This is a genomic window from Nitrospira sp., assembly GCA_016715825.1.
In the GTDB taxonomy this organism is placed as follows: domain Bacteria; phylum Nitrospirota; class Nitrospiria; order Nitrospirales; family Nitrospiraceae; genus Nitrospira_D.
The window spans coordinates 1-19055 of record JADJXO010000003.1; the positions used below are offsets into that span (position 1 = coordinate 1).

Sequence of the window (19055 nt, forward strand, 5' to 3'; positions counted from 1 at the left end):
GAGCTTCCGTCTTTCGACGAGTCTCATAGGCTGTGATCGCATCCTCGTGTTGAAGCGTTAAACCGATCGCATCCAGCCCTCGATACAAACAATCTTTACGAAACGGATCAATCTCGAACCGATAAGTAATTTTCTGAGGCGTCGTCACGGTCTGACGCTCCAGGTCCACGGTGAGCTGATATCCCACTGTGTTGATCACCTCATTCAGGAGTGAGAGGACTTCCTCTGCTTTCAATACCACGGGGAGGACTCCGTTCTGAAAGCAATTGCTGTAGAAAATATCGGCAAAACTTGGGGCAATGAGACAGCGGAATCCCTGATCCAATAAGGCCCACGGTGCATGTTCCCGGGATGAGCCACAGCCGAAGTTGTCGCGAGTCAAGAGGATGGTTGCCTCCTGATATCGAGGCTGGTTTAAAAAGAACGATGGATCGGGAGAGCCATCCGGCAGTTTCCGCCAATCGAAAAAGAGGCCCTCGCGCAGGCCTGTGCGCTTGATGGTCTTCAGAAACTGCTTAGGAATGACTTGATCAGTGTCGACGTCGACACGATCCAATGGAGCGACAAGACCGGTCAGTATCGTAAAAGGTTGCATGTTGTGTATCCCCTTGTTTCGATAAGCGAATGTGCCGTGTAGGATCTTGAAGGATCAAGACCAGTGTCTGATATCGACAAAGTGGCCCTCAATCGCCGCGGCGACTGCCATGGCCGGAGACACGAGGTGAGTTCGCCCTCCAGCACCCTGGCGTCCTTCGAAATTGCGATTGCTCGTTGAAGCACAGCGTTCGCCAGGCTTCAGCACATCGGCATTCATCGCCAGACACATGCTGCATCCTGCCTCCCGCCACTCAAACCCAGCTTCACGAAATACGTGATCGAGCCCTTCTGCCTCCGCCTGCTGCTTGATGAGCCCAGATCCTGGCACCACCATGGCGTGCACGGTCTTCGCAACTTTCTTGCCCTTCGCGAAGCTGGCCGCAAGGCGAAGATCTTCAATTCGAGAATTAGTGCAGGAACCAATGAACACTTTATCAATCTTGATATCGGTGATCGGCATATTGGGGGATAGCCCCATATAGGATAAAGCCCGTTCGGTAGCGTCTCTCGATTTCTCATCAACCATTGTCCGTGGATCTGGCACATGTTCATCGACACCACTCACCATACCAGGACTCGTTCCCCAACTAACCTGAGGGGCGATGTGTTCGGCTTGTAGCGTGACGCTTGCATCATACTTGGCATCAAGACCAGTCTTGAGGTCTTGCCATGCCTGGACAGCCTGCTCAAATTGATCTCCCTTTGGAGCGAGCGGACGTCCTTTGATATAAGCAATCGTCTTCTCATCAGGCGCGACCATGCCCGCACGAGCTCCACCCTCGATCGACATGTTGCAGAGGGTCATACGGCCTTCCATGCTCAGTGAGCGAATCGCTTCGCCGGTGTACTCAATCACGTAGCCGGTCCCACCTGCGGTTCCGATCTTTCCGATGATCGCCAGAATAATGTCCTTGGCTGAACAACGGTCTGAAAGCACCCCATCGACGCGGATCTCCATTGTCTTGGGCCTCTTTTGCACTAAACATTGAGTGGCCAAGACATGTTCCACTTCACTGGTCCCGATTCCGAAAGCCAACGCGCCAAACGCACCATGGGTGGATGTGTGTGAATCACCACATACGATTGTGGTGCCGGGGAGGGTAAACCCCTGTTCGGGACCGATGACATGGACGATGCCCTGGCGGATGTCATTCATATTGAACAGGGGAATCTGAAAATGGGTGCAGTTATCTTCAAGCGTTTGAATCTGAAGAGCGCTGATGGGATCCATGATTCCCAGACGACGGTCCGTGGTCGGGACATTGTGATCTGGTACAGCCAACGTGGCCATGGGCCGCCGGGGTTGTCCGGCGCCGCAATCCCTCAAACGCTTGAGGGGAAGTCACCTCATGAACCAACTGGCGATCGATATACAGCAACGTCGTCCCGTCCGGATTCAGCCCGAACGACGTGGGAGTCCCAAATCTTGTCAAACAATGTTTTAGCGGCCATCACGACTCCTACTAGTTTTGGCACAGAGGCCACATTATACAGAGACAGACCATGCGGTTGACAAGGCGTCTGTGAACCTTGTCCTGAGGGGCAAGACGTGATAGCAAAACGAGTATGGGTATCACAGACTGGAACCAACCCGATACCATACAGTGGTGCCAACGTTTGCTGGATAGCTACCATCATTGGACGGGACGAGAACTAATCGAACGGGTAGGCAAGGCCGAACATCAGGCGCGTATCTTGTTTGAAACTCCGTTTGTCGTGGTCTCGCATGGAAACGAGCACGATCCAATCTTGAACTATGGGAACCAAAGGGCACTAGATCTGTGGGAGCTCTCCTGGGATCAATTCGTTCAGACGCCATCGCGGCTGACGGCCGAACCGGATGACCGTGACGAACGAGAACGGATGTTGCGGCAAGCAAAGTCCGATGGCTATTTCGATGGATATCGGGGAGTCAGAATCTCTTCAACGGGGCGGCGTTTTCGTGTCGAACAGGCATTGATCTGGACGGTGATTGATTCAGCTCAGAAACTGATCGGTCAAGCGGCGACTTTCTCGAATTGGTCGACACTACGATAAGCTAGAAAGGAAAGTAGACCTCGGCTCCGCCATAGCCTCCGCTGTGAAACGAGGTGCTGTTCTGATACCCACCCCTGACGAGAAAGAAAACCTTACCAATCGGGATCTCGAGAATTGGTCCTGTCTGGATGGCGCGGTATTCACCGTTGCCCATTCCAGCGATATCCCACCCGGTATAGAGGGGACAGCAACCTTGATTGGACTTGTAGGTCAGCAATTTCCCGCGCAGCCGACCCCAGAAGAAGTCGTCCAGATCGGCATAAGATCCGATAGCATGGAGGCTGCCTTTTTCATGCCAGTAGAGTCCTTCAATCTGGCCGAAGAACCCGACTTGATGGTCCACGCGCGAGCTTGTATTGAAACGGGCTTCCTCGACCCGGCGCAGCTGTGGACCTGCAAGTGCGAGAAGAGTCCACCTTCCGAGCGACTGTGAAATCCCAAGAGATGGAACGACAAATTGTATGTTCGCATCCAACAGTTGTCCACTGCTTTTGAAGCTATATCCAAGACCGGCTGTCATCGCCTGCGCGAATAGGGTTGTTCCTCCTGACATGAGCAAGACCGGCGTTCGTACGCCTAAGTAGCCGAAGTATTGGCTCTTATTATCGATTTGAAATCCAGTGAACACGTCTCCTGCTTGTGCGCGGACGGGTATGATAACCAAGATAAGTGTTACCAGTAAGAATGACACAGATCGCGCCATCGGCTTTCCCCTTCGAGTAAAGAGTCAATATGAAACCGACCAACAGGTGAGTAATCGAGCTGAATGACGCTGGAGATCAACGGGTGTTGCCTCGAATGTGATGAACGAGAGCTAGATTAGGATAGTGCAATACCTGGACAATCAGGAGAAAAATAAGAACATGAGACGGGACATCCCCTGCGGACTAACTCTGAAGTGACACTACCGATCGACCGTGAGTGATGAATGATTGGAAGGAAATTCAGGTGACGATTATCGAATCACATTGACCAAAAATGGGCAGCAGACTAGAGGTGTTTTCAACACGCCATTCATCATGACCGTCTCCACCCCCTCGTGCAACGCTCTCCAGTGCTCTTCGCCTCGTTCGATACTATCGACCCTGAAACGGACATTAGTCTTACGGAGAGCGTGCACAATCGATACAGGACTTACCTTCAGGGTGGTACGGGGGAGTTCTAGGAGAGCGCCGTTAAACGATCCATCTGGAGTTGAAGGGAAGCGGACGCTCACGCCCGTGAAGGATATATCTTCCAGCTTCCCAGGCAGAAAGGACGTCGAGGTGCGTAATCGACAGGAGCTCTCATGAGAGACTCGCAGCATCCGACGCCGTTCCCAGTTGAATGACCGCCATGGAGCGGTTAGAGCATAAAGCAGTGATCGCAGGCTGCTCGAGATACCGGGTTGGAATCGATAGCTGTCTTCCCAGGGCGCTGGATCACCAAAAATCTTGTCAAGGAGCACCTCCCTAATTGTGTCATCAAGCTCTATAAACTGAAGCCCAGCTCCCACGCCACCGGATGGAAGCCGTTCCTGTCTAACGATTCGGCTTGGTAGCCGTACGATCGTGCCTTGAGAAGAGGTTAACAGGAGAGACACGGTACCCTGGGCGGTAAAGACTGGTTGCTCCAACAGCAAGGCGGCACCGTGTTCATTAATGTTTAGGATGCGAGCGGCGACCGAGGTGTCATCCATAAACAATTCACCGGCAAAGTCACGATTGAGTCGGAACGCCTGTCGGCCTTGGGCTTGTTCGTTGGCGACGAACATGGCGATTGTTAGCAGCAGCAGATTGACGGATCCCCAAAAAAGGCTGACCGGCAGACCGGGGTCCCCAACGTCGTGGCGAAGGTTCTGAATCCCCAATGCCAAACCCACGACCAACAATCCAAATGTCAACAAGTGCGGCCAGGCGAACATCAATTCAGCGGATGTATCTTTTCTAATGCGTTGCCCTTTTGGCGTCACTTCGAAGGCTCGCTCTTTACGAGGCGCGATCAGGGCTCTCAATGCGACAGCGCTGAGTGCGAAGCACATGGCGATCTCATAGATATCAGACCAGAATGGATTGCGTGACCCTCGGCTGACAGGGCGCATGACGAGTGCCGATGCGATGTAAAACGAAAGGAAATGCACACCAAGCAGGAGTATATCGGCATGAATTGGCGAGGTATGGAACAAAAGGCTCGATAATGGAGCAACAAGGCAAATAAGGCGTGGGAGACCAAAAAAGAAATAGAAGATCGATCCGAAATAGTCCAGCCGCTGTGGCAACGTGAGACCTCGTTTGGTGAGGGGGTTGTCACGGAGGAGTACCTGAATGCAACCCATGGCCCATCGCTTTCGCTGCCTAAGATACCCTTCAAACGTCTCTGGCATCAGGCCGGCAGAGAGGACACGATTGAGGTAGCAGGACCTGTAGCCTTTCGCATGTAGGTTCATACTGGTATGAATGTCTTCGGTGATGGTTTGGGTTTGAAATCCACCGATCTCCTCTAGTGGTTGCCGACGAAAGAGGCCACCACTGCCAGCGAAAAAGGCACTATTGTGCGAATCTCGTCCAGCCTGAAGTGAGCGGAAGAATAAGGCCTGCTCGTTCTTGACGAGCTCTCCTACACGGAGATTGCGCTGGAAGATATCTGGATTGTAGAAGTGGTGCGGAGTCTGAACTATGGCCACCGTTGGATCATCGAAAAACCCAACAGTTTCTTTCAGAAACCTATGGGTCGGGACATGGTCAACATCGAAGACCGCTATGAGGTCGCTATCGGTTAAACGAAGTGCATGATTGAGGTTTCCGGCTTTTGCATGGCGGGGACGATCCGGGCGTCTGAGGTAGCCACAGCCCAGCGCGGTCGCGAGTTTTTTTGCTTCAAGCCGGTGGCCATCATCGAGTACGTACACGGTGAAACGATCTTTAGGATATTCCTGTGCTAAACAGCCCACCAACGTCTGCCGTAAGAGCGATAGAGGTTCATCAACGACCGTGACCATGATATCAACGGTCGGATAAGTCGTGATTGACGCCGGTTGGCGATTGGTAGGGGACCAGGATTGATATGTAAAGAAGCAAAACTGACAGAGTCCGTACAGCTCTGCGAGATACACGATCCATCCTATAACCATACTGCTGGTGTCTTCGGTAGGTAGGGTGTAGAGAGCGCGCCAGACCATGTAGCGGATATACAAGAGGAGGCTCAAACTCAGAACCCAACGACGTCCCTGCTCCTTCTTGAGAAGAAGCCCAATAACCAATAACACCAGCGCGGAAACTCCTACTGCGACTGGGGTGTCGAAGAATATGTCGAAGAGTGTCATAGTGAAGGTACCTAACAAGAAGCTATTCCTCGGCCTACCTTCTATGTGAAGTCACCCTATTACGGAATCGCCGGTCAGCCTAGTCCTACGAATGTGGAGGAGCCTTATGAGGGGGGCAAACCGCTTGATCGTATGAGGGATTTCTCCGGGTACAGAAGTGAACGCTTCTTCGAAAGGGGGGGCTAAGTCCAGAGTTCAAGAGGGCCATGCTGAGTAATGGCTTGGAGTAGGTCGTGCGTTGATACGATGCCGGTGAGAAGGCGATGTTGGTCCAGGATCGGAACCGCATGGATCTGTTCGTCGAGCATGATGTGTGCAATCTCTCGGATTTCCGTCGAAGGAGTTGCCGTAATTACTCTGGGAGTCATGATTTCAGCTAATCGCCTTTGTGCTGCCTGTCGCTTGTCACCTCCAGTGAATAGTTCAGGGACGTGCAGGAGCAGGTCACGATGCGATACCATACCAACTAGGGTGCCATGGAGGGAGGTTACGGGAATATGGTGAAAACGTTTCTGAGACATGATAGCCCAGGCATCGAGCAACAGACTGTCCGATGGAAGAGAGACGACCGGAGATCTCATGAGATCTTTGGCTAAAAGGGCTGGTTTTGGGTGTCGTTGTTGAATGTCAGCCTGACGGTAAGCAGTCTGCGCAGTCAGAGCGGAATGATCCAATGACGGAGAGTGTTGGTCGTGAGGTTCACGATCTCCGGCATTTTCTGCGCGGCTAGACCGAGAGCTCACCTGCTTTGCGGGGTAGATCTCGGTTATCGCATTGACTGCCAAATTGATAGGCATGGGGCACTCTCTCCAACGTCCGTATCGGAACTCTTGGGAAATACTTAAGCCGCAGCAAAGACTTGGACCGAAGGAAGAACAACCTCTGGGCCTAAGGCCCTCCAACTTGGTTGCTTCCATTTTAACCCTTGTGTTATAAAACTCGAGATCTTGTGCATTAGGTGGTGAAGAAGCGAGAGAGAAAAATATACATTAACGAGCAAGCCTGCACGTCCTCCGGAGTTTGGCGATACATATTCACAAGCCTCTTATCTATATCTCTTCATTTCTTGTTAAGGGGGTAGTCATGGGCAAGTCAATGCTGACAGTTTTCCTGAGCCTGGGAATGGTCTTGGCAGGAGTTTCGGGTTCGTATGCGCTGCAAGCAGGCGGTGTTGAAGTTGGAGATTTGGAAACTGGATCTGTGGTGGGCCAACCGTTCAAAGAACTGCCTGTGGATCTTACCTTCTATGCCGTTGAAATTGGAAACATGAAGGTATGGTATCCGCCCATGACGGTCATTGATTTCAAGACGCGCCCAGGCGCACCTGTTCTCCTGAAGGTGACGAATAATTCATCGGCTGAACATGGCTTTCACCTGAGTGGTGCGGCCAATCAAGCGGGGCCTTTTGTCTTGGAAACTAAGCTGGTGCTGAAACCTGGAGAAACTCGATTTATCGGTATTCCAACAAGTGATTTGTTTTATTCGGCTGGAAGCGTCTTGGAATATCGTTGCCATTTGCATGCCGGGCATGTCGGCGGTAAGTTGCTCATGCTGAAGTAATCTGCGACGGCGCTCTCGAATAAGTAGAGAAAAGGCCTCGGTTGGTTTAACCGAGGCCTTTTCTATGGGAACGTAGAACAACCCTAGTGTAGTCTAAACCCTGGGGTCGCTTTGAAGACGAAAGAGTAAATAGCTAGGTTAGTTTCTTACTCCGCTCCACACCTTGGCCGCATCTATCTCTTTATCAGGATTCAACGTCCTTGCTTTGTCAAGAAGTACTTCTGTCGTCTCAGGGTAGGCAGGGTCTGAGATACAGCAATTATCGACGGGACACACCGCTGCACATTGAGGCTCGTCAAAATGACCGACGCATTCAGTGCACCGATCGTGTGCGATGACATAGATGTTGTCTCCGACACCTTGCCCGTCACCCACGTGATTACCCTTGCCTTCGGCGTCGCTTCTGGTCTCAAAGATCGCTTCATTCGGACATTCCGGCAGGCATGCGCCGCAAGAGATGCATTCATCCGTGATCAATAAAGCCATGGCCAAAGCCTCCTTCTCACTCTCAAAGACGAAACAATATTGACAAGTTCACGTCACTCCAACCATAGTGCGCTCATCATCATACATGAAGCGCGCGGGGAGGCATTTTATTCTCCGATTCTTTTCCAAGTCAACAGAATGCCCTGCTTCCAGAAGACCTAGGTTGGTATCGAGAGTAGGCCATTGGGCTCAGCAGGGGCAGTAGTCGTTGAACATTACCGATGAGCTCTAATCAGACACAGCTGGGAAGCCGGGAACAACGAAACAAGCGGATCATTATGATGGTCTTGCTCGCACTTCTTTTGATGAGTGTGTCCGTTTTCCTGGGCGAACGCAAAGAATCAAGCATCATTGTCGTGACTTTCCCCAGTGGACTTCAGCTTGAGGCTGAAGTGGCGGATACTCCAGAGAAATTGCTTTTTGGGCTGGCCTTTCGCGATACATTGCCTCCCAATGGAGGCATGCTTTACATTTTCGAACAAAACGGCTTGCACCGGATCCAGACCAAAGAATATCGATTTCCTATTGATATTCTTTGGATAGACGAGAGTCATCATGTTGTCCATATGCTGGAGCATGCGGAGCCGTGTCGTAAAGAGCCGTGCCCGTTCCTTGGGCCACCACCTGAACCAGCTCGCTATGTCATACAGGCCGAATCGGGATTTATTCAGAAGGCAAGGGTTGCCGCCGATGATGAACTTAAATATACGCTCCGTATGTAGGATGTAGCCGCTGGAACCGCAATAAAGGATATCGGTATGACCAATAGCTTTCAGAAAGTTGCGCAGATCGATGAGTTACTACCAGGTCAGTCGAAAATCGTGAAGGTCAATGACAGGCCGATCGCGCTGTTTAACATTGGCGGAACATTTTACGCCATTCATAACAGCTGTCCTCATGAGGGTGGACCGCTTATTGAAGGAAGACTCAAAGGATTCGTCATTGCCTGTCCATGGCACGATCTGGCGTTTGATATTCGAAACGGCCAAGGTACAGATGGTGGTGGCTACTGTGTTGGAAGCTATGAAGTACAGGTTGAAGGAGCTGACATCTTGATCGGTCCACGCAAAAAGATGTAAGCATCGGAGCAGCCCTCGATGAAGGTTCTCATGAGAAGAAAGAGACGTGAGCATTTCTAGCACAGACCACAACCCTACCCTCGATTCGGCCGATTGTCGTAAGGTTGTCGTTGAACAGCCGTTCGTCATTCGCATGTGGGAAGATCGGACCAGAGGCGAACAATGGGTACCGACGTACGACACAAAAGCCCTCGCACTTTTGAGCGACGAATTCCTCCGTATCGCGAGTAATAATGCGGTGGAGAATGGGCAACGCAGCTTTGAGCTGAAGGCCGTCCAGCCCGGTGTGTATCATCTCGTTTTTGAAAAACGCATGGGATGGAAATTTACTGCCGAAGAACGGCGAGTCTTCACAATAGAGGCCAGGCCGGTCACTGAGAGTTGAACTCATGCCTGATATTGCGTTCATTAATGGTCGTTTTGTTCCATGGCAGGATGCGACGGTTTCGATTGATGACCGGGGATTTCAGTTTGGTGACGCAGTCTACGAAGTGGTCAGGACCTATCGCGGTATACCCTTCCAGCTGGAGGCGCACCTCGTGCGACTGGAACGGAGTGCGCGAGAGCTCTTTATTCCCTTTCTCTACCCAAGGGCTCAATGGATGCAGTGGATTCAAGATGGACTCAGCCTTGCTGAATACCAAGAGGCCAAGGTTTATATCCAGATTACCCGGGGGGTGGCTCCTCGGGAACACGCCTTCCCTTCGCAGAACTGCCCCACGACCGTGATGACAATTAGGGAGTTGCAAGGCCTGCCAGCTGAGATGCGCCGGGTCGGCGTCAGGGCATGTACTCGCGAAGACCTTCGATGGGGACGATGCGACATCAAGAGCGTCAATTTGCTTGCCAACGTTCTTGCACGGGAAGAGGCCAGAAAAGCCGGGGTGTTCGAGACCATTTTCGTTCGAGAGGGTCTGGTCATGGAAGGAGCGCTTAGTAATGTGATGGTTGTGCGGGAGGGAGTGGTTATGACGGCTCCCGAAAGTTCCAGAATTCTATCTGGGGTCACAAGAACAGTGGTATTGGATTTGGCGAGAAAGGAGAAGATCCCGATTGAGGAACGGTTCGTCCGAGTCAATGAGCTGTACGCTGCAGATGAGGTCTTTCTGACGGGAACTACGCTCGAAGTGCTCGGGGTGGTTCAGATTGATGGGAAGACAATTGGCCCTGGCCAGCCCGGTCCCGTGACGAAAGCGTTGGCTGCCCAGTGGGCACTCTTGACCGGTTAGTGCCCTTGCTTTGCTTCTGGGTGCGTGATATGGTGCCCCCTCTGTAAGTGGGCTCATGCCCACTTTTTTGTTTGGACACATGTCAAAGAATATATAGGTTGCGCATGCCGGATGATGGTTCGGAACCGGTTGCCGACCGGTTGCAAAAAATTGTTTCCCCGATTTTGTGGACACTAGGGCTTGAGTTGGTAGACGTGATCTGTGTCGGTCAAGGTTCTCGCTCAGTCGTTCGTGTTCTGATCAGTAAACCCGGTGGAGTCACCATCGCAGATTGTGAGCAAGCACATAAGGCCCTGGGACCAGCTCTGGATGTAGCTGATCCCTTTCCCCACGCCTATACGCTAGAGGTCTCTTCACCGGGTCTGGATCGACCGTTTAAGAGACTTCAAGACTATCAACGGGCAATTGGCAAAGAAGTGAGTCTCAAGCTTCGCCAACCACTCGAAGGTCAGTGGAAAATTAAGGGGCGATTACTGAATGTGGATGAGCAAGCGGTCGTGCTGGATCTCCTCATGTCAAAGATGACGCAGTCGATAAGGTTGGATCGAGAAGTGATCGCCGAGGCAAAGCTGGTTGTGAAACTATAAGCACGTGAAGTCCGGCGTATGAATGGTAACTGGATGCAGGAGCCTGAGGTATGAACCGAGAACTGATTTCAGTCATTGATGAAATCGGGCGTCAAAAAGGGATCGACAAAACCCGAGTAATCGGAGCCATTGAATCCGCCCTGCAGACAGCCGCGAAGAAGCGCTTTGGTCAGGCCGAAAACATTCAAGTGGAAATCGACCCCAAGACCGGAGAAATTTCTGTCGTCTCTAAAAAGACGATTGTAGAAACAGTGACCAACCCCAAAGCCGAAATTTCACTTCAGGAAGCGCGTTATTACGACAGCGAAGCGGAAGTCGGCGATGAAATTGGATCACTGATCGAGATGAACGAATTGGGACGAATCGCCGCGCAAACGGCGAAGCAAGTCATCTTTCAGAAAGTCCGGGAAGCCGAATGGGAAGCAGTTCAAAAGGAGTACTCGACGCGGCAGGGAGATCTTGTCACGGGGATCATTCTTGGTATGGAGCGTCGGAATTATCTCGTCGATCTTGGCAAGACCGAAGCTATTCTGCCGATCCAGGAGCAGATTCCTCGCGAAACCTATCGGCGTGGGGATCGTGTGAAGGCCATGTTGCTGGAAGTCCGTCGTACGCCGAAAGATGTTCAGGTCATCTTGTCTCGAAGTCACCCGCAATTCGTGGCGAAGCTTTTTGAGCTCGAAGTACCAGAGGTGATGGAGAAGATCATTGAAATTAAGTCGGTTGTTCGAGAACCGGGTGATCGGACGAAAATTGCAGTCACGTCGCGCGAAAAGGCTGTCGACCCAGTTGGAGCCTGCGTTGGGATCAAAGGGTCCCGTGTTCAGGCGGTTGTTCGTGAATTACGGGGTGAGAAGATCGACATCATCACTTGGACGCAGGATCCTCGTGTGTTCATTGCCGAAGCATTGAATCCAGCGACGATCGAAAAGGTCGGGATCGACGAAGAGAAAAAGTCGGCCCTCGTCGTTGCGGCTGACTCGCAATTGTCCCTAGCGATCGGTAAGAACGGGCAAAATGTCCGACTTGCCGCCCGATTGACCGGATGGAAAATCGATATCATCAGTGCAACTGAATACGAGAAGGAGAAGGTCGAGCGCGATAAGGAAATAAAAGCAGCTCTAGCAGAAGAGGCGGAAGCGCAACGACTCCAAGAGGAAGCGCGTCAAGCAGCAAGAGCCGAAGAAGCGACGAGCGAATAACAGACGGAACCATTTGATGGCTATGCGTGTATATGAACTCGCTAAAAAGTTAGGAATGGAAAATCGCGTGCTCATCCCCGAGCTGAAGAAAATGGGTGTGTCGGTTTCGTCTCATAGCAGCACTCTGGACGATGAGACGGTGCAAAAAGTATTGGAATCGATCGGTTCAAAATCCAATGAGCCATTACGGGTGACTGAAGGAGGTGTCACTGCAAAGTCAGTTCGTGAGGGGATGCGCGGTAAAGATGCCCCAGCCAAAGCGCAGTCGCCTGGGGACCCTCCTAAGTCAGACAAGCGGCGTATTCTGATTAAGCGAAAGAAGGAGGAGGATGAACCGCCCGAAGTTCCGCTTCCAACGCCTGTGGTTGGAGATGAGCGTTCAACGCAAATCGAGGCGGACGCTTCCGTAGCCACCTCTTCGACGTCTGTGGATCAGGTCAGCGTAGACGTGGAGACTGAGCAAGCGTCCCCCATGGATGAAGCTCCAGCTAAGATCGTGCCGGCTCCACCATCTCCTCTTGTTCCGCAGCAGGAGGCAGTACCGCCAAGGCCAGCGACGGCTCCACCAAGCCTTGCAGCAGGAACAGTGGAGTCAGTGGCTGCCAAAAAGAAAAGCATGGCTTTTGAGGCCATTGAGGCTGAGAGGCAGAAAGATAAGGCTAAAAAAGTTCGAAAACCGGGTCGTCCCAAAGACGAGCAACCGGATGTGAAACTCCGTGAAGATGCCGCCCGGTGGCAGGATCTTCGTGCAATCCCGGTGCAGCGACGGGAAGACCGATCCAAGCACCTGCACCACAGTGCCCCCGCTGAAATCACGAAGCCGCGTCGAAAAAGCGTCAAGGTCACCCCACGGACAACAGTCAAGGAGTTTGCTGAGCTCATCGGTCAACGGCCGGCAGACATTGTGCGCAAATTGATGGACATGGGCCAAATGTTGACCTTTCAACAACCGATGGATCTTGATGCGGCCTCGATTTTTGCAGAAGAAAGTGGGGTCAAGATTGAAATAGCCGTTGAACGAGGAAGTGAGGAGTTACTGCAGGATCTTGTTGAGACGGGAGAGGATGAACGGCCTGAACCTCGACCTCCGGTCGTCACCATCATGGGACACGTCGATCATGGGAAGACCTCATTGCTTGATGCGATTCGTCAAACTAATGTCGCCGAAGGTGAGGCTGGAGGTATTACTCAGCATATCGGGGCGTACACAGTTTCAGTGCATGGGAAGCAAGTCACGTTTCTGGACACCCCTGGCCACGAGGCCTTCACCGCGATGCGTGCTCGCGGAGCAAAAGTCACTGATATCGTCATTCTGGTTGTGGCCGCGGATGACGGGGTTATGCCGCAGACAGTCGAAGCGATCCATCATGCCAAAGCTGCCGGTGTGTCTTTGATTGTTGCGATCAACAAAGTCGACAAACCTGGCGCGAACACAGAACGAGTCAAAAATGCTCTCTCGGAACACGGTTTAATTTCGGAGGCCTGGGGAGGGGACACCATTATGGTGGAGGTCTCCGCGAAACAGAAGACGGGGCTTGATACCCTGCTGGAGATGATCTTGCTCCAGGCCGAGGTGCTTGAATTTAAGGCGGATCCACACCGACCAGCCCGAGGCATCGTGATCGAAGCTAAAATTGAGCGAGGTCGGGGGCCGGTCGCAACGGTCTTGATACAAAGCGGGACACTCAAGGTAGCCGATGCCTATGTTGTGGGCCCATATAGCGGACGCGTTCGAGCCCTCATCAATGATCGGGGGGAAAAGACAAAACAAGCCGGTCCATCGATTCCTGTGGAAGTGATCGGATTACCCGGAGTTCCTTCGGCGGGAGATGTCTTCCACGTTGTTTCGAACGAAAGAGTGGCACGCGAGATCGCTGAAGAGCGAGCGCAAAAACGACGGGCGGTTGAGTTAGGTGGCCCGGCAAAGGTGTCGCTGGATGATCTTTTTGCGAAGATCCAGGAAGGGTCGGTCAAAGAATTAGCCATCGTAATTAAAGCTGATGTTCAAGGCTCATCTGAAGCGTTGGCAGGCGCCGTTGAGAAGCTCTCGACTGACGCGGTCAAGCTCCGTGTGATTCATAACGGAGTCGGGGGTATCATGGAGTCCGATGTGCTCCTGGCTGCTGCATCACGAGCGATCATTATCGGTTTCAACATTAGGCCAGAACCTAAGGCTGCTTCCTTAGCCGAGCAGCAAGGCGTAGATGTTAGACTCTATACCATCATCTACGACGCCATTGCCGACATCAAGGCTGCAATGGAAGGATTGCTGGAGCCTACACTCAAAGAACGAGTCTTAGGCCGAGCCGAAGTGCGGCAAGTCTTTACGATTCCCAAGGTTGGTGCGGTGGCCGGGGCGTACGTCGTCGATGGTACAATTGCCCGATCGAGTGCTGGGGCTCGGGTTATTCGCGATAATGTCGTCGTCTATCAGGGTAAGTTGGGGTCGCTTCGGCGATTCAAGGACGATGTGCGGGAAGTTCAGCAGGGGTACGAGTGTGGATTGAGCGTTGAAAATTTCAATGATGTCAAGACCGGAGACATCATCGAGACCTATGCAATCGATAAGATCGCAGCGAAGCTCTAGCTACGATTTCCTCGCGAGCATTGTCAATACACGGTAGAAGCCACCCAGGGAGATGACATTTACAGAGACTCATCGGTTGTCTAATCCGAATGAGCAATCGATATGGTCGTCGGACTCTGTACCGTTGAATTATTCATGGCGGGGAACCAGTCGCTAAAAGATAAGCGGCAGGTGTTGCACTCATTGAAAGATCGACTTCGAGGCAAATTTAACCTCTCCATCGCTGAAGTGGACAGCCAGGATCTCTGGCAGAGAGCTGTCTTGGGAATGGCTTGTGTCGCGAATGACGGTGGTCATGTGAATCAAGTGCTTGACCAAGCGTTGAACACGATCAGGGACATGACGGCAGTCGAGATTGTTCGGACTCAGCTAGAATTGCTGTAATTCTCGTTGTAATGCGTGTGATTGTCAACGACACGCGGACAAGATGTCAAAAACAACCTACAAAAGGGCGGATCGGGTGGCTGATCAGATCAGGATGGAAGTAGCTGACATCCTCATGCGAAAAGTCAAAGATCCTCGTGTGCACGATGTCACGGTCACCGATGTCGATATGACCGGAGACTTGCGTACAGCCTATGTGTATATTACGACAATGGAAACCGGCGAGGCAGAACGAAATGTTTTTTCCGGGCTCTCAAAGGCTTCTGGCTTTGTGCGAGCAGAGTTAGGACGCCGACTGTCACTTCGCTATCTTCCCGATCTCATTTTTAAAAAGGATATCAGTGGGCCTCGTGGCGATCGCATTCTGCAGTTGCTCGAAGGGCTGCAGGGGGAATCAGAAGGACATACGATAGCTGAGTCTCAGAGTGAAAGGGCGCAGGCCACCAACTCCTAATGAGTACGAAGACCTCTGGCATCACGATAGATCGTCGAGCCAGCCTAGACGGCGTCCTTATCGCTTACAAGGAAGCCGGATGGACGTCCCATGATGTCGTGGCCAAACTCAGGAAGGTACTTGGAGAAAGTAAGGTTGGTCACGCTGGCACTCTAGACCCCACTGCGACTGGTGTGCTTCCTATTCTGCTCGGTCGGGCTACGAGAATTTCGGAGTACCTCATGGATTGGGATAAGGAATACCGAGCGGTGTTGCGGCTTGGAGAAACGACCGATACGCAAGATGCTGCCGGCAGGGTGCTTACAACGCACAACCCATTCCAAGTGAACGAAGATGCAATTCGAACGACTGTGGCTGATTTCCGAGGGGAGCAAAAGCAATTACCTCCGATGTATTCTGCTGTAAAAGTCAGTGGCCAACCGCTGTATAAAGCAGCCAGAGCGGGAAAAGTTCTCGACAGAGTCGAACGGTCTATAACCATCCACAAACTTGAGGTGGTCGCCGTGAAGGGTCGTGATGTGACGCTGCATATTGTGTGTTCAAAAGGAACATATGTGCGCACATTATGTGCGGACATTGGGCAGTCTTTGGGGGTCGGTGGACATCTCTGTGCCTTGGAACGTGTTCGAGTTGGTCCTCTTTCGATGGATCAGGCCTTGACGATCGATCAAATTGCCGATCATCTCACCATGGGCACGCTTGAACATCACGTGCTTTCATTAGACCATCTCTTATCCCAGCTCCCGGCCGTGGTTGTTAACGCAGAGCAGGCCGAAAGGGTCATACATGGGAATCCGGTCTCTCCGGCTGGAATCCACCAGCTTCCGGTTTCACCGAGTCCTATGTTTGTACGGTTAAAGAATGAAGCCGGTCAACTGTTGGCAATTGGCACACATGATACTGGTAATTTGGGACCAATTAGAATTCGGAAAGTATTCAGTCTCTTGACCCATTAGGATGGAAGGAACCATTATGGCCTTACTTAAGGAAGCGAAGACCGAACTTATTAAACAATTTCAACAGCATGATAAGGACTCGGGTTCCCCCGAAGTTCAGATTGCCGTGTTGACCAACCGGATCACGTATCTAACCGAACATTTCAAGACGCATAAAAAAGATCACCATTCCCGTCGGGGTCTCTTGCAACTGGTCGGACGCAGACGGCGGTTACTTGACTATCTTCGCGGTGTAGAAGAAGCACGATACCGAACGGTGATCGAACGTCTCGGCATTCGGAAGTAAACGGTTACCACAAGAGTCGGGTGGGCTCCGGCTATTGTCGAGCCCACATAAATTCCACAGGTGAACACCGATATGCGCTTTGGCCCTGCGATGTTCGATGCCGTCAGACCAGCTTCTTCGGCTGATCGGAAGATTCGCCCGTTCGAGCGTATCTCAGTGGGCATCTGTGGATCTAACCAGAGGAGACCATAGATGGTACATGTCGTAGAGGTGGACATTGCTGGCCGAACACTTCGCCTTGAAACTGGTCGTGTCGCCAAGCAAGCTGACGGATCAATTTGGGCGACATACGGAGACACCGTTGTTCTGGCGACAGCTGTTGCTGCACAGACGGCCAAACCAGGAATTGATTTTCTTCCACTCACAGTCGACTATCAGGAAAAGGCGTACGCGGCGGGGAAAATTCCAGGCGGCTATTTTAAACGCGAAGGTCGGCCGGCGGAAAAAGAAGTCCTGACCAGCCGATTGATCGACCGCCCCATCCGACCACTCTTTCCGGAAGGCTACTATTTTGAAACACAGGTCATTGCCTCGGTGCTCTCCGCGGATAAGACCGGGTCTTCTGATGTGATCGGAATCACTGCGGCATCCGCTGCCCTGGCGGTTTCCAATATTCCGTTTCATGGGCCAGTCGCTGGAGTGAAGATCGGCCGTATCAAGGGACAACTTGTCGTTAATCCAGACCTTGAGTCACTGGAGCAGAGCGACCTTCACCTGGTCGTCGCCGGTACCGCCGATGCGGTCATGATGGTCGAAGCCGGAGCCAATGAACTACCGGAACAGACTATGCTCGAAGCCCTGGAGCTAGCTCATTCCGAAATCAAAATAATCGTCAAGAAGATCGAAGAGCTGGCGAGCAAAGTCGGCAAGGTGAAGCGAGAGGTGACGGCTGAATCGATCGATGCCCACTTACAGGCCGAGGTCAAGGCCCTGGTTGCTCAGCCGATCCGGGAAGCAATCATGATCTCCAACAAGACTGCTCGGCAAGAACGACTGGATCAGATTCTAGCCGACACCCTTGAAAAGCTGAAAAAGACGGATGACTTGTCACGTGAACGGCACGTGAAGATAGTCTTCCATCAGCTCGAGTACACGGAAGTTCGAAAGATGATCTTAGAAAATCAGTCCCGAGCCGATGGGCGTGGTCCTGCCGATATCCGTCCGATTACCTGCGAAGTGGGTGCGTTGCCAAGGGCCCACGGGTCAGCAATTTTTACCCGCGGCGAAACACAGAGCTTGGCGGTTGTTACGTTGGGAACAACCGACGATGAGCAACGCATCGACGCGCTGGAAGGTGAATACACCCGTACATTTATGCTCCACTACAACTTTCCGCCCTTCAGCGTCGGTGAAGCACGACCTTTACGCTCTCCAGGTCGACGGGAAGTCGGGCATGGCGCATTGGCTGAACGGGCGTTGAAGCCCGTTATCCCAAACAAGGATGTGTTCCCTTACACGCTGCGGATTGTGTCTGAGATTCTAGAATCAAATGGGTCGTCGTCGATGGCGACGGTCTGTGGGGGTACACTGGCCATGATGGATGCCGGTGTTCCCATCAAGGAACCGGTAGCAGGCATTGCGATGGGGTTGATCAAGGAAGGCGACGACGTCATCATTCTCTCAGACATTCTTGGCCTGGAAGACCATTTGGGCGATATGGACTTCAAGGTGTGTGGAACGAAGAACGGGGTCACGGCGCTCCAAATGGATATTAAAATTGGGGGAATTACCACCGCACTGATGCAGCGGGCTTTGGAGCAAGCTCGCCTGGGACGATTGCACATCCTCGGTCATATGGCGAACGCGCTTGCCGGAGCCAGGACCGTTCTTTCTCCATTTGCCCCACGCATCCATACGATGAAAGTCAAACAGGATAAAATTCGAGACATCATCGGCCAGGGTGGGAAAACGATTCGAGGTATTCAGTCCGATTGCGGAGTCAAAATTAGTGTTGAAGATACCGGAATCGTCACTATTGCTTCTTCCGACGAAGCGTCATTACAAAAGGCCAAGGACATCATCGGTCGCTTGACGGAAGAAGTCGAAGTAGGGAAGGTCTATATGGGAACCGTCAGAAAGATCATGGACTTCGGTGCTTTTGTAGAGGTCTTGCCAGGAACAGATGGGTTGGTCCACATTTCTCAACTGGCGCATCACCGTGTAAAGGCGGTGTCCGACGAAGTCTCAGAAGGGGACCAAATTCTGGTCAAGGTCCTGGAAATCGATAAACAGGGCAAGATTCGTCTGAGTCGAAGAGAGACGCTTCCTATGCCGACAGGAAGCGGCGACAAAGATCCTTCCAGCGAGTAA

The 19055-nt window shown here is 52.2% G+C and carries 19 protein-coding genes and 1 pseudogene; 14 read left to right on the forward strand and 6 right to left on the reverse strand.

The features are described 5' to 3' along the window. Positions 1 to 595, reverse strand: a 595-nt coding sequence (gene leuD / locus IPM58_09615; GenBank protein MBK9307321.1) for a 3-isopropylmalate dehydratase small subunit, incomplete at its 3' end; no start/stop codon positions are given. Positions 596 to 649: 54 nt separating this feature from the next. After that, positions 650 to 2049 (reverse strand): annotated as a pseudogene (leuC, locus tag IPM58_09620) (3-isopropylmalate dehydratase large subunit). 114 nt (positions 2050 to 2163) lie between these two features. Between leuC and IPM58_09625 the strand changes: the two are divergent. After that, positions 2164 to 2634, forward strand: coding sequence for an MEKHLA domain-containing protein (locus tag IPM58_09625; GenBank protein MBK9307322.1), 471 nt, complete (start codon positions 2164 to 2166; stop codon positions 2632 to 2634). Between the two features lies 1 nt (position 2635). On the opposite strand, the gene IPM58_09630 is transcribed toward IPM58_09625, so the two are convergent. The 3 genes from IPM58_09630 to IPM58_09640 all read right to left on the reverse strand — a co-directional run bounded on the left by IPM58_09630 (position 2636) and on the right by IPM58_09640 (position 6732). Next, positions 2636 to 3337, reverse strand: a complete 702-nt coding sequence (locus IPM58_09630) for a hypothetical protein (GenBank protein ID MBK9307323.1) — start codon at positions 3335 to 3337, stop codon at positions 2636 to 2638. Positions 3338 to 3589: 252 nt separating this feature from the next. After that, the gene (locus IPM58_09635) at positions 3590 to 5935 is read right to left on the reverse strand and encodes a glycosyltransferase (GenBank protein MBK9307324.1); all 2346 of its coding nucleotides are present in this window, start codon (positions 5933 to 5935) and stop codon (positions 3590 to 3592) included. Positions 5936 to 6117: 182 nt separating this feature from the next. After that, positions 6118 to 6732: a CBS domain-containing protein gene (locus IPM58_09640; protein MBK9307325.1), complete on the reverse strand. Its 615-nt coding sequence runs from the start codon at positions 6730 to 6732 to the stop codon at positions 6118 to 6120. A gap of 286 nt (positions 6733 to 7018) precedes the next feature. Between IPM58_09640 and IPM58_09645 the strand changes: the two genes are divergently transcribed. Further along, positions 7019 to 7495: a hypothetical protein gene (locus IPM58_09645; protein ID MBK9307326.1), complete on the forward strand. Its 477-nt coding sequence runs from the start codon at positions 7019 to 7021 to the stop codon at positions 7493 to 7495. A 138-nt stretch (positions 7496 to 7633) separates the two neighbouring features. On the opposite strand, the gene IPM58_09650 is transcribed toward IPM58_09645, so the two are convergent. Continuing rightward, positions 7634 to 7981 (reverse strand): 4Fe-4S dicluster domain-containing protein, encoded by a 348-nt coding sequence (locus IPM58_09650; GenBank protein MBK9307327.1) that lies wholly within the window; start codon positions 7979 to 7981, stop codon positions 7634 to 7636. A gap of 278 nt (positions 7982 to 8259) precedes the next feature. On the opposite strand from IPM58_09650, the gene IPM58_09655 reads away from it, so the two are divergent. The 12 genes from IPM58_09655 (at position 8260) to pnp (ending at position 19055) form a co-directional block, all read left to right on the forward strand. Next, positions 8260 to 8703 (forward strand): DUF192 domain-containing protein, encoded by a 444-nt coding sequence (locus IPM58_09655; protein ID MBK9307328.1) that lies wholly within the window; start codon positions 8260 to 8262, stop codon positions 8701 to 8703. Positions 8704 to 8739: 36 nt separating this feature from the next. Next, entirely contained in the window at positions 8740 to 9060 is a 321-nt protein-coding gene (locus tag IPM58_09660) for a Rieske 2Fe-2S domain-containing protein (GenBank protein MBK9307329.1), read from the forward strand. A gap of 46 nt (positions 9061 to 9106) precedes the next feature. Continuing rightward, positions 9107 to 9445 (forward strand): protease inhibitor I42 family protein, encoded by a 339-nt coding sequence (locus tag IPM58_09665; protein MBK9307330.1) that lies wholly within the window; start codon positions 9107 to 9109, stop codon positions 9443 to 9445. Between the two features lie 4 nt (positions 9446 to 9449). Then, complete coding sequence (gene dat, locus IPM58_09670) at positions 9450 to 10289, forward strand: D-amino-acid transaminase (protein MBK9307331.1); 840 nt, start codon at positions 9450 to 9452, stop codon at positions 10287 to 10289. Between the two features lie 104 nt (positions 10290 to 10393). Next, positions 10394 to 10876, forward strand: coding sequence for a ribosome maturation factor RimP (locus IPM58_09675; protein ID MBK9307332.1), 483 nt, complete (start codon positions 10394 to 10396; stop codon positions 10874 to 10876). Positions 10877 to 10926: 50 nt separating this feature from the next. Beyond that, complete coding sequence (gene nusA / locus IPM58_09680) at positions 10927 to 12078, forward strand: transcription termination/antitermination protein NusA (protein MBK9307333.1); 1152 nt, start codon at positions 10927 to 10929, stop codon at positions 12076 to 12078. 22 nt (positions 12079 to 12100) lie between these two features. After that, positions 12101 to 14665: a translation initiation factor IF-2 gene (gene infB, locus IPM58_09685; GenBank protein MBK9307334.1), complete on the forward strand. Its 2565-nt coding sequence runs from the start codon at positions 12101 to 12103 to the stop codon at positions 14663 to 14665. A gap of 102 nt (positions 14666 to 14767) precedes the next feature. Next, a complete protein-coding gene (locus tag IPM58_09690) occupies positions 14768 to 15049 on the forward strand; it encodes a DUF503 domain-containing protein (protein MBK9307335.1) in 282 nt (93 codons plus the stop codon). Positions 15050 to 15092: 43 nt separating this feature from the next. After that, complete coding sequence (gene rbfA / locus IPM58_09695; protein ID MBK9307336.1) at positions 15093 to 15503, forward strand: 30S ribosome-binding factor RbfA; 411 nt, start codon at positions 15093 to 15095, stop codon at positions 15501 to 15503. Further along, the gene (gene truB, locus IPM58_09700; protein MBK9307337.1) at positions 15503 to 16459 is read left to right on the forward strand and encodes a tRNA pseudouridine(55) synthase TruB; all 957 of its coding nucleotides are present in this window, start codon (positions 15503 to 15505) and stop codon (positions 16457 to 16459) included. Before rbfA ends, truB begins: the two co-directional genes overlap by 1 nt. A 16-nt stretch (positions 16460 to 16475) precedes the next feature. Beyond that, entirely contained in the window at positions 16476 to 16745 is a 270-nt protein-coding gene (gene rpsO, locus IPM58_09705; GenBank protein MBK9307338.1) for a 30S ribosomal protein S15, read from the forward strand. A 192-nt stretch (positions 16746 to 16937) separates the two neighbouring features. Continuing rightward, complete coding sequence (gene pnp / locus IPM58_09710) at positions 16938 to 19055, forward strand: polyribonucleotide nucleotidyltransferase (GenBank protein ID MBK9307339.1); 2118 nt, start codon at positions 16938 to 16940, stop codon at positions 19053 to 19055.

Coding starts and splice junctions, on each gene's coding strand:
- IPM58_09625 (MBK9307322.1), top strand. CDS start 2,164: ATGGGTATCACAGACTGGAACCAACCCGATACCATACAGTGGTGCCAA.
- IPM58_09630 (MBK9307323.1), bottom strand. CDS start 3,337: ATGGCGCGATCTGTGTCATTCTTACTGGTAACACTTATCTTGGTTATC.
- IPM58_09635 (MBK9307324.1), bottom strand. CDS start 5,935: ATGACACTCTTCGACATATTCTTCGACACCCCAGTCGCAGTAGGAGTT.
- IPM58_09640 (MBK9307325.1), bottom strand. CDS start 6,732: ATGCCTATCAATTTGGCAGTCAATGCGATAACCGAGATCTACCCCGCA.
- IPM58_09645 (MBK9307326.1), top strand. CDS start 7,019: ATGGGCAAGTCAATGCTGACAGTTTTCCTGAGCCTGGGAATGGTCTTG.
- IPM58_09650 (MBK9307327.1), bottom strand. CDS start 7,981: ATGGCTTTATTGATCACGGATGAATGCATCTCTTGCGGCGCATGCCTG.
- IPM58_09655 (MBK9307328.1), top strand. CDS start 8,260: ATGATGGTCTTGCTCGCACTTCTTTTGATGAGTGTGTCCGTTTTCCTG.
- IPM58_09660 (MBK9307329.1), top strand. CDS start 8,740: ATGACCAATAGCTTTCAGAAAGTTGCGCAGATCGATGAGTTACTACCA.
- dat (MBK9307331.1), top strand. CDS start 9,450: ATGCCTGATATTGCGTTCATTAATGGTCGTTTTGTTCCATGGCAGGAT.
- IPM58_09675 (MBK9307332.1), top strand. CDS start 10,394: ATGCCGGATGATGGTTCGGAACCGGTTGCCGACCGGTTGCAAAAAATT.
- nusA (MBK9307333.1), top strand. CDS start 10,927: ATGAACCGAGAACTGATTTCAGTCATTGATGAAATCGGGCGTCAAAAA.
- infB (MBK9307334.1), top strand. CDS start 12,101: ATGCGTGTATATGAACTCGCTAAAAAGTTAGGAATGGAAAATCGCGTG.
- IPM58_09690 (MBK9307335.1), top strand. CDS start 14,768: ATGGTCGTCGGACTCTGTACCGTTGAATTATTCATGGCGGGGAACCAG.
- rbfA (MBK9307336.1), top strand. CDS start 15,093: ATGTCAAAAACAACCTACAAAAGGGCGGATCGGGTGGCTGATCAGATC.
- truB (MBK9307337.1), top strand. CDS start 15,503: ATGAGTACGAAGACCTCTGGCATCACGATAGATCGTCGAGCCAGCCTA.
- rpsO (MBK9307338.1), top strand. CDS start 16,476: ATGGCCTTACTTAAGGAAGCGAAGACCGAACTTATTAAACAATTTCAA.
- pnp (MBK9307339.1), top strand. CDS start 16,938: ATGGTACATGTCGTAGAGGTGGACATTGCTGGCCGAACACTTCGCCTT.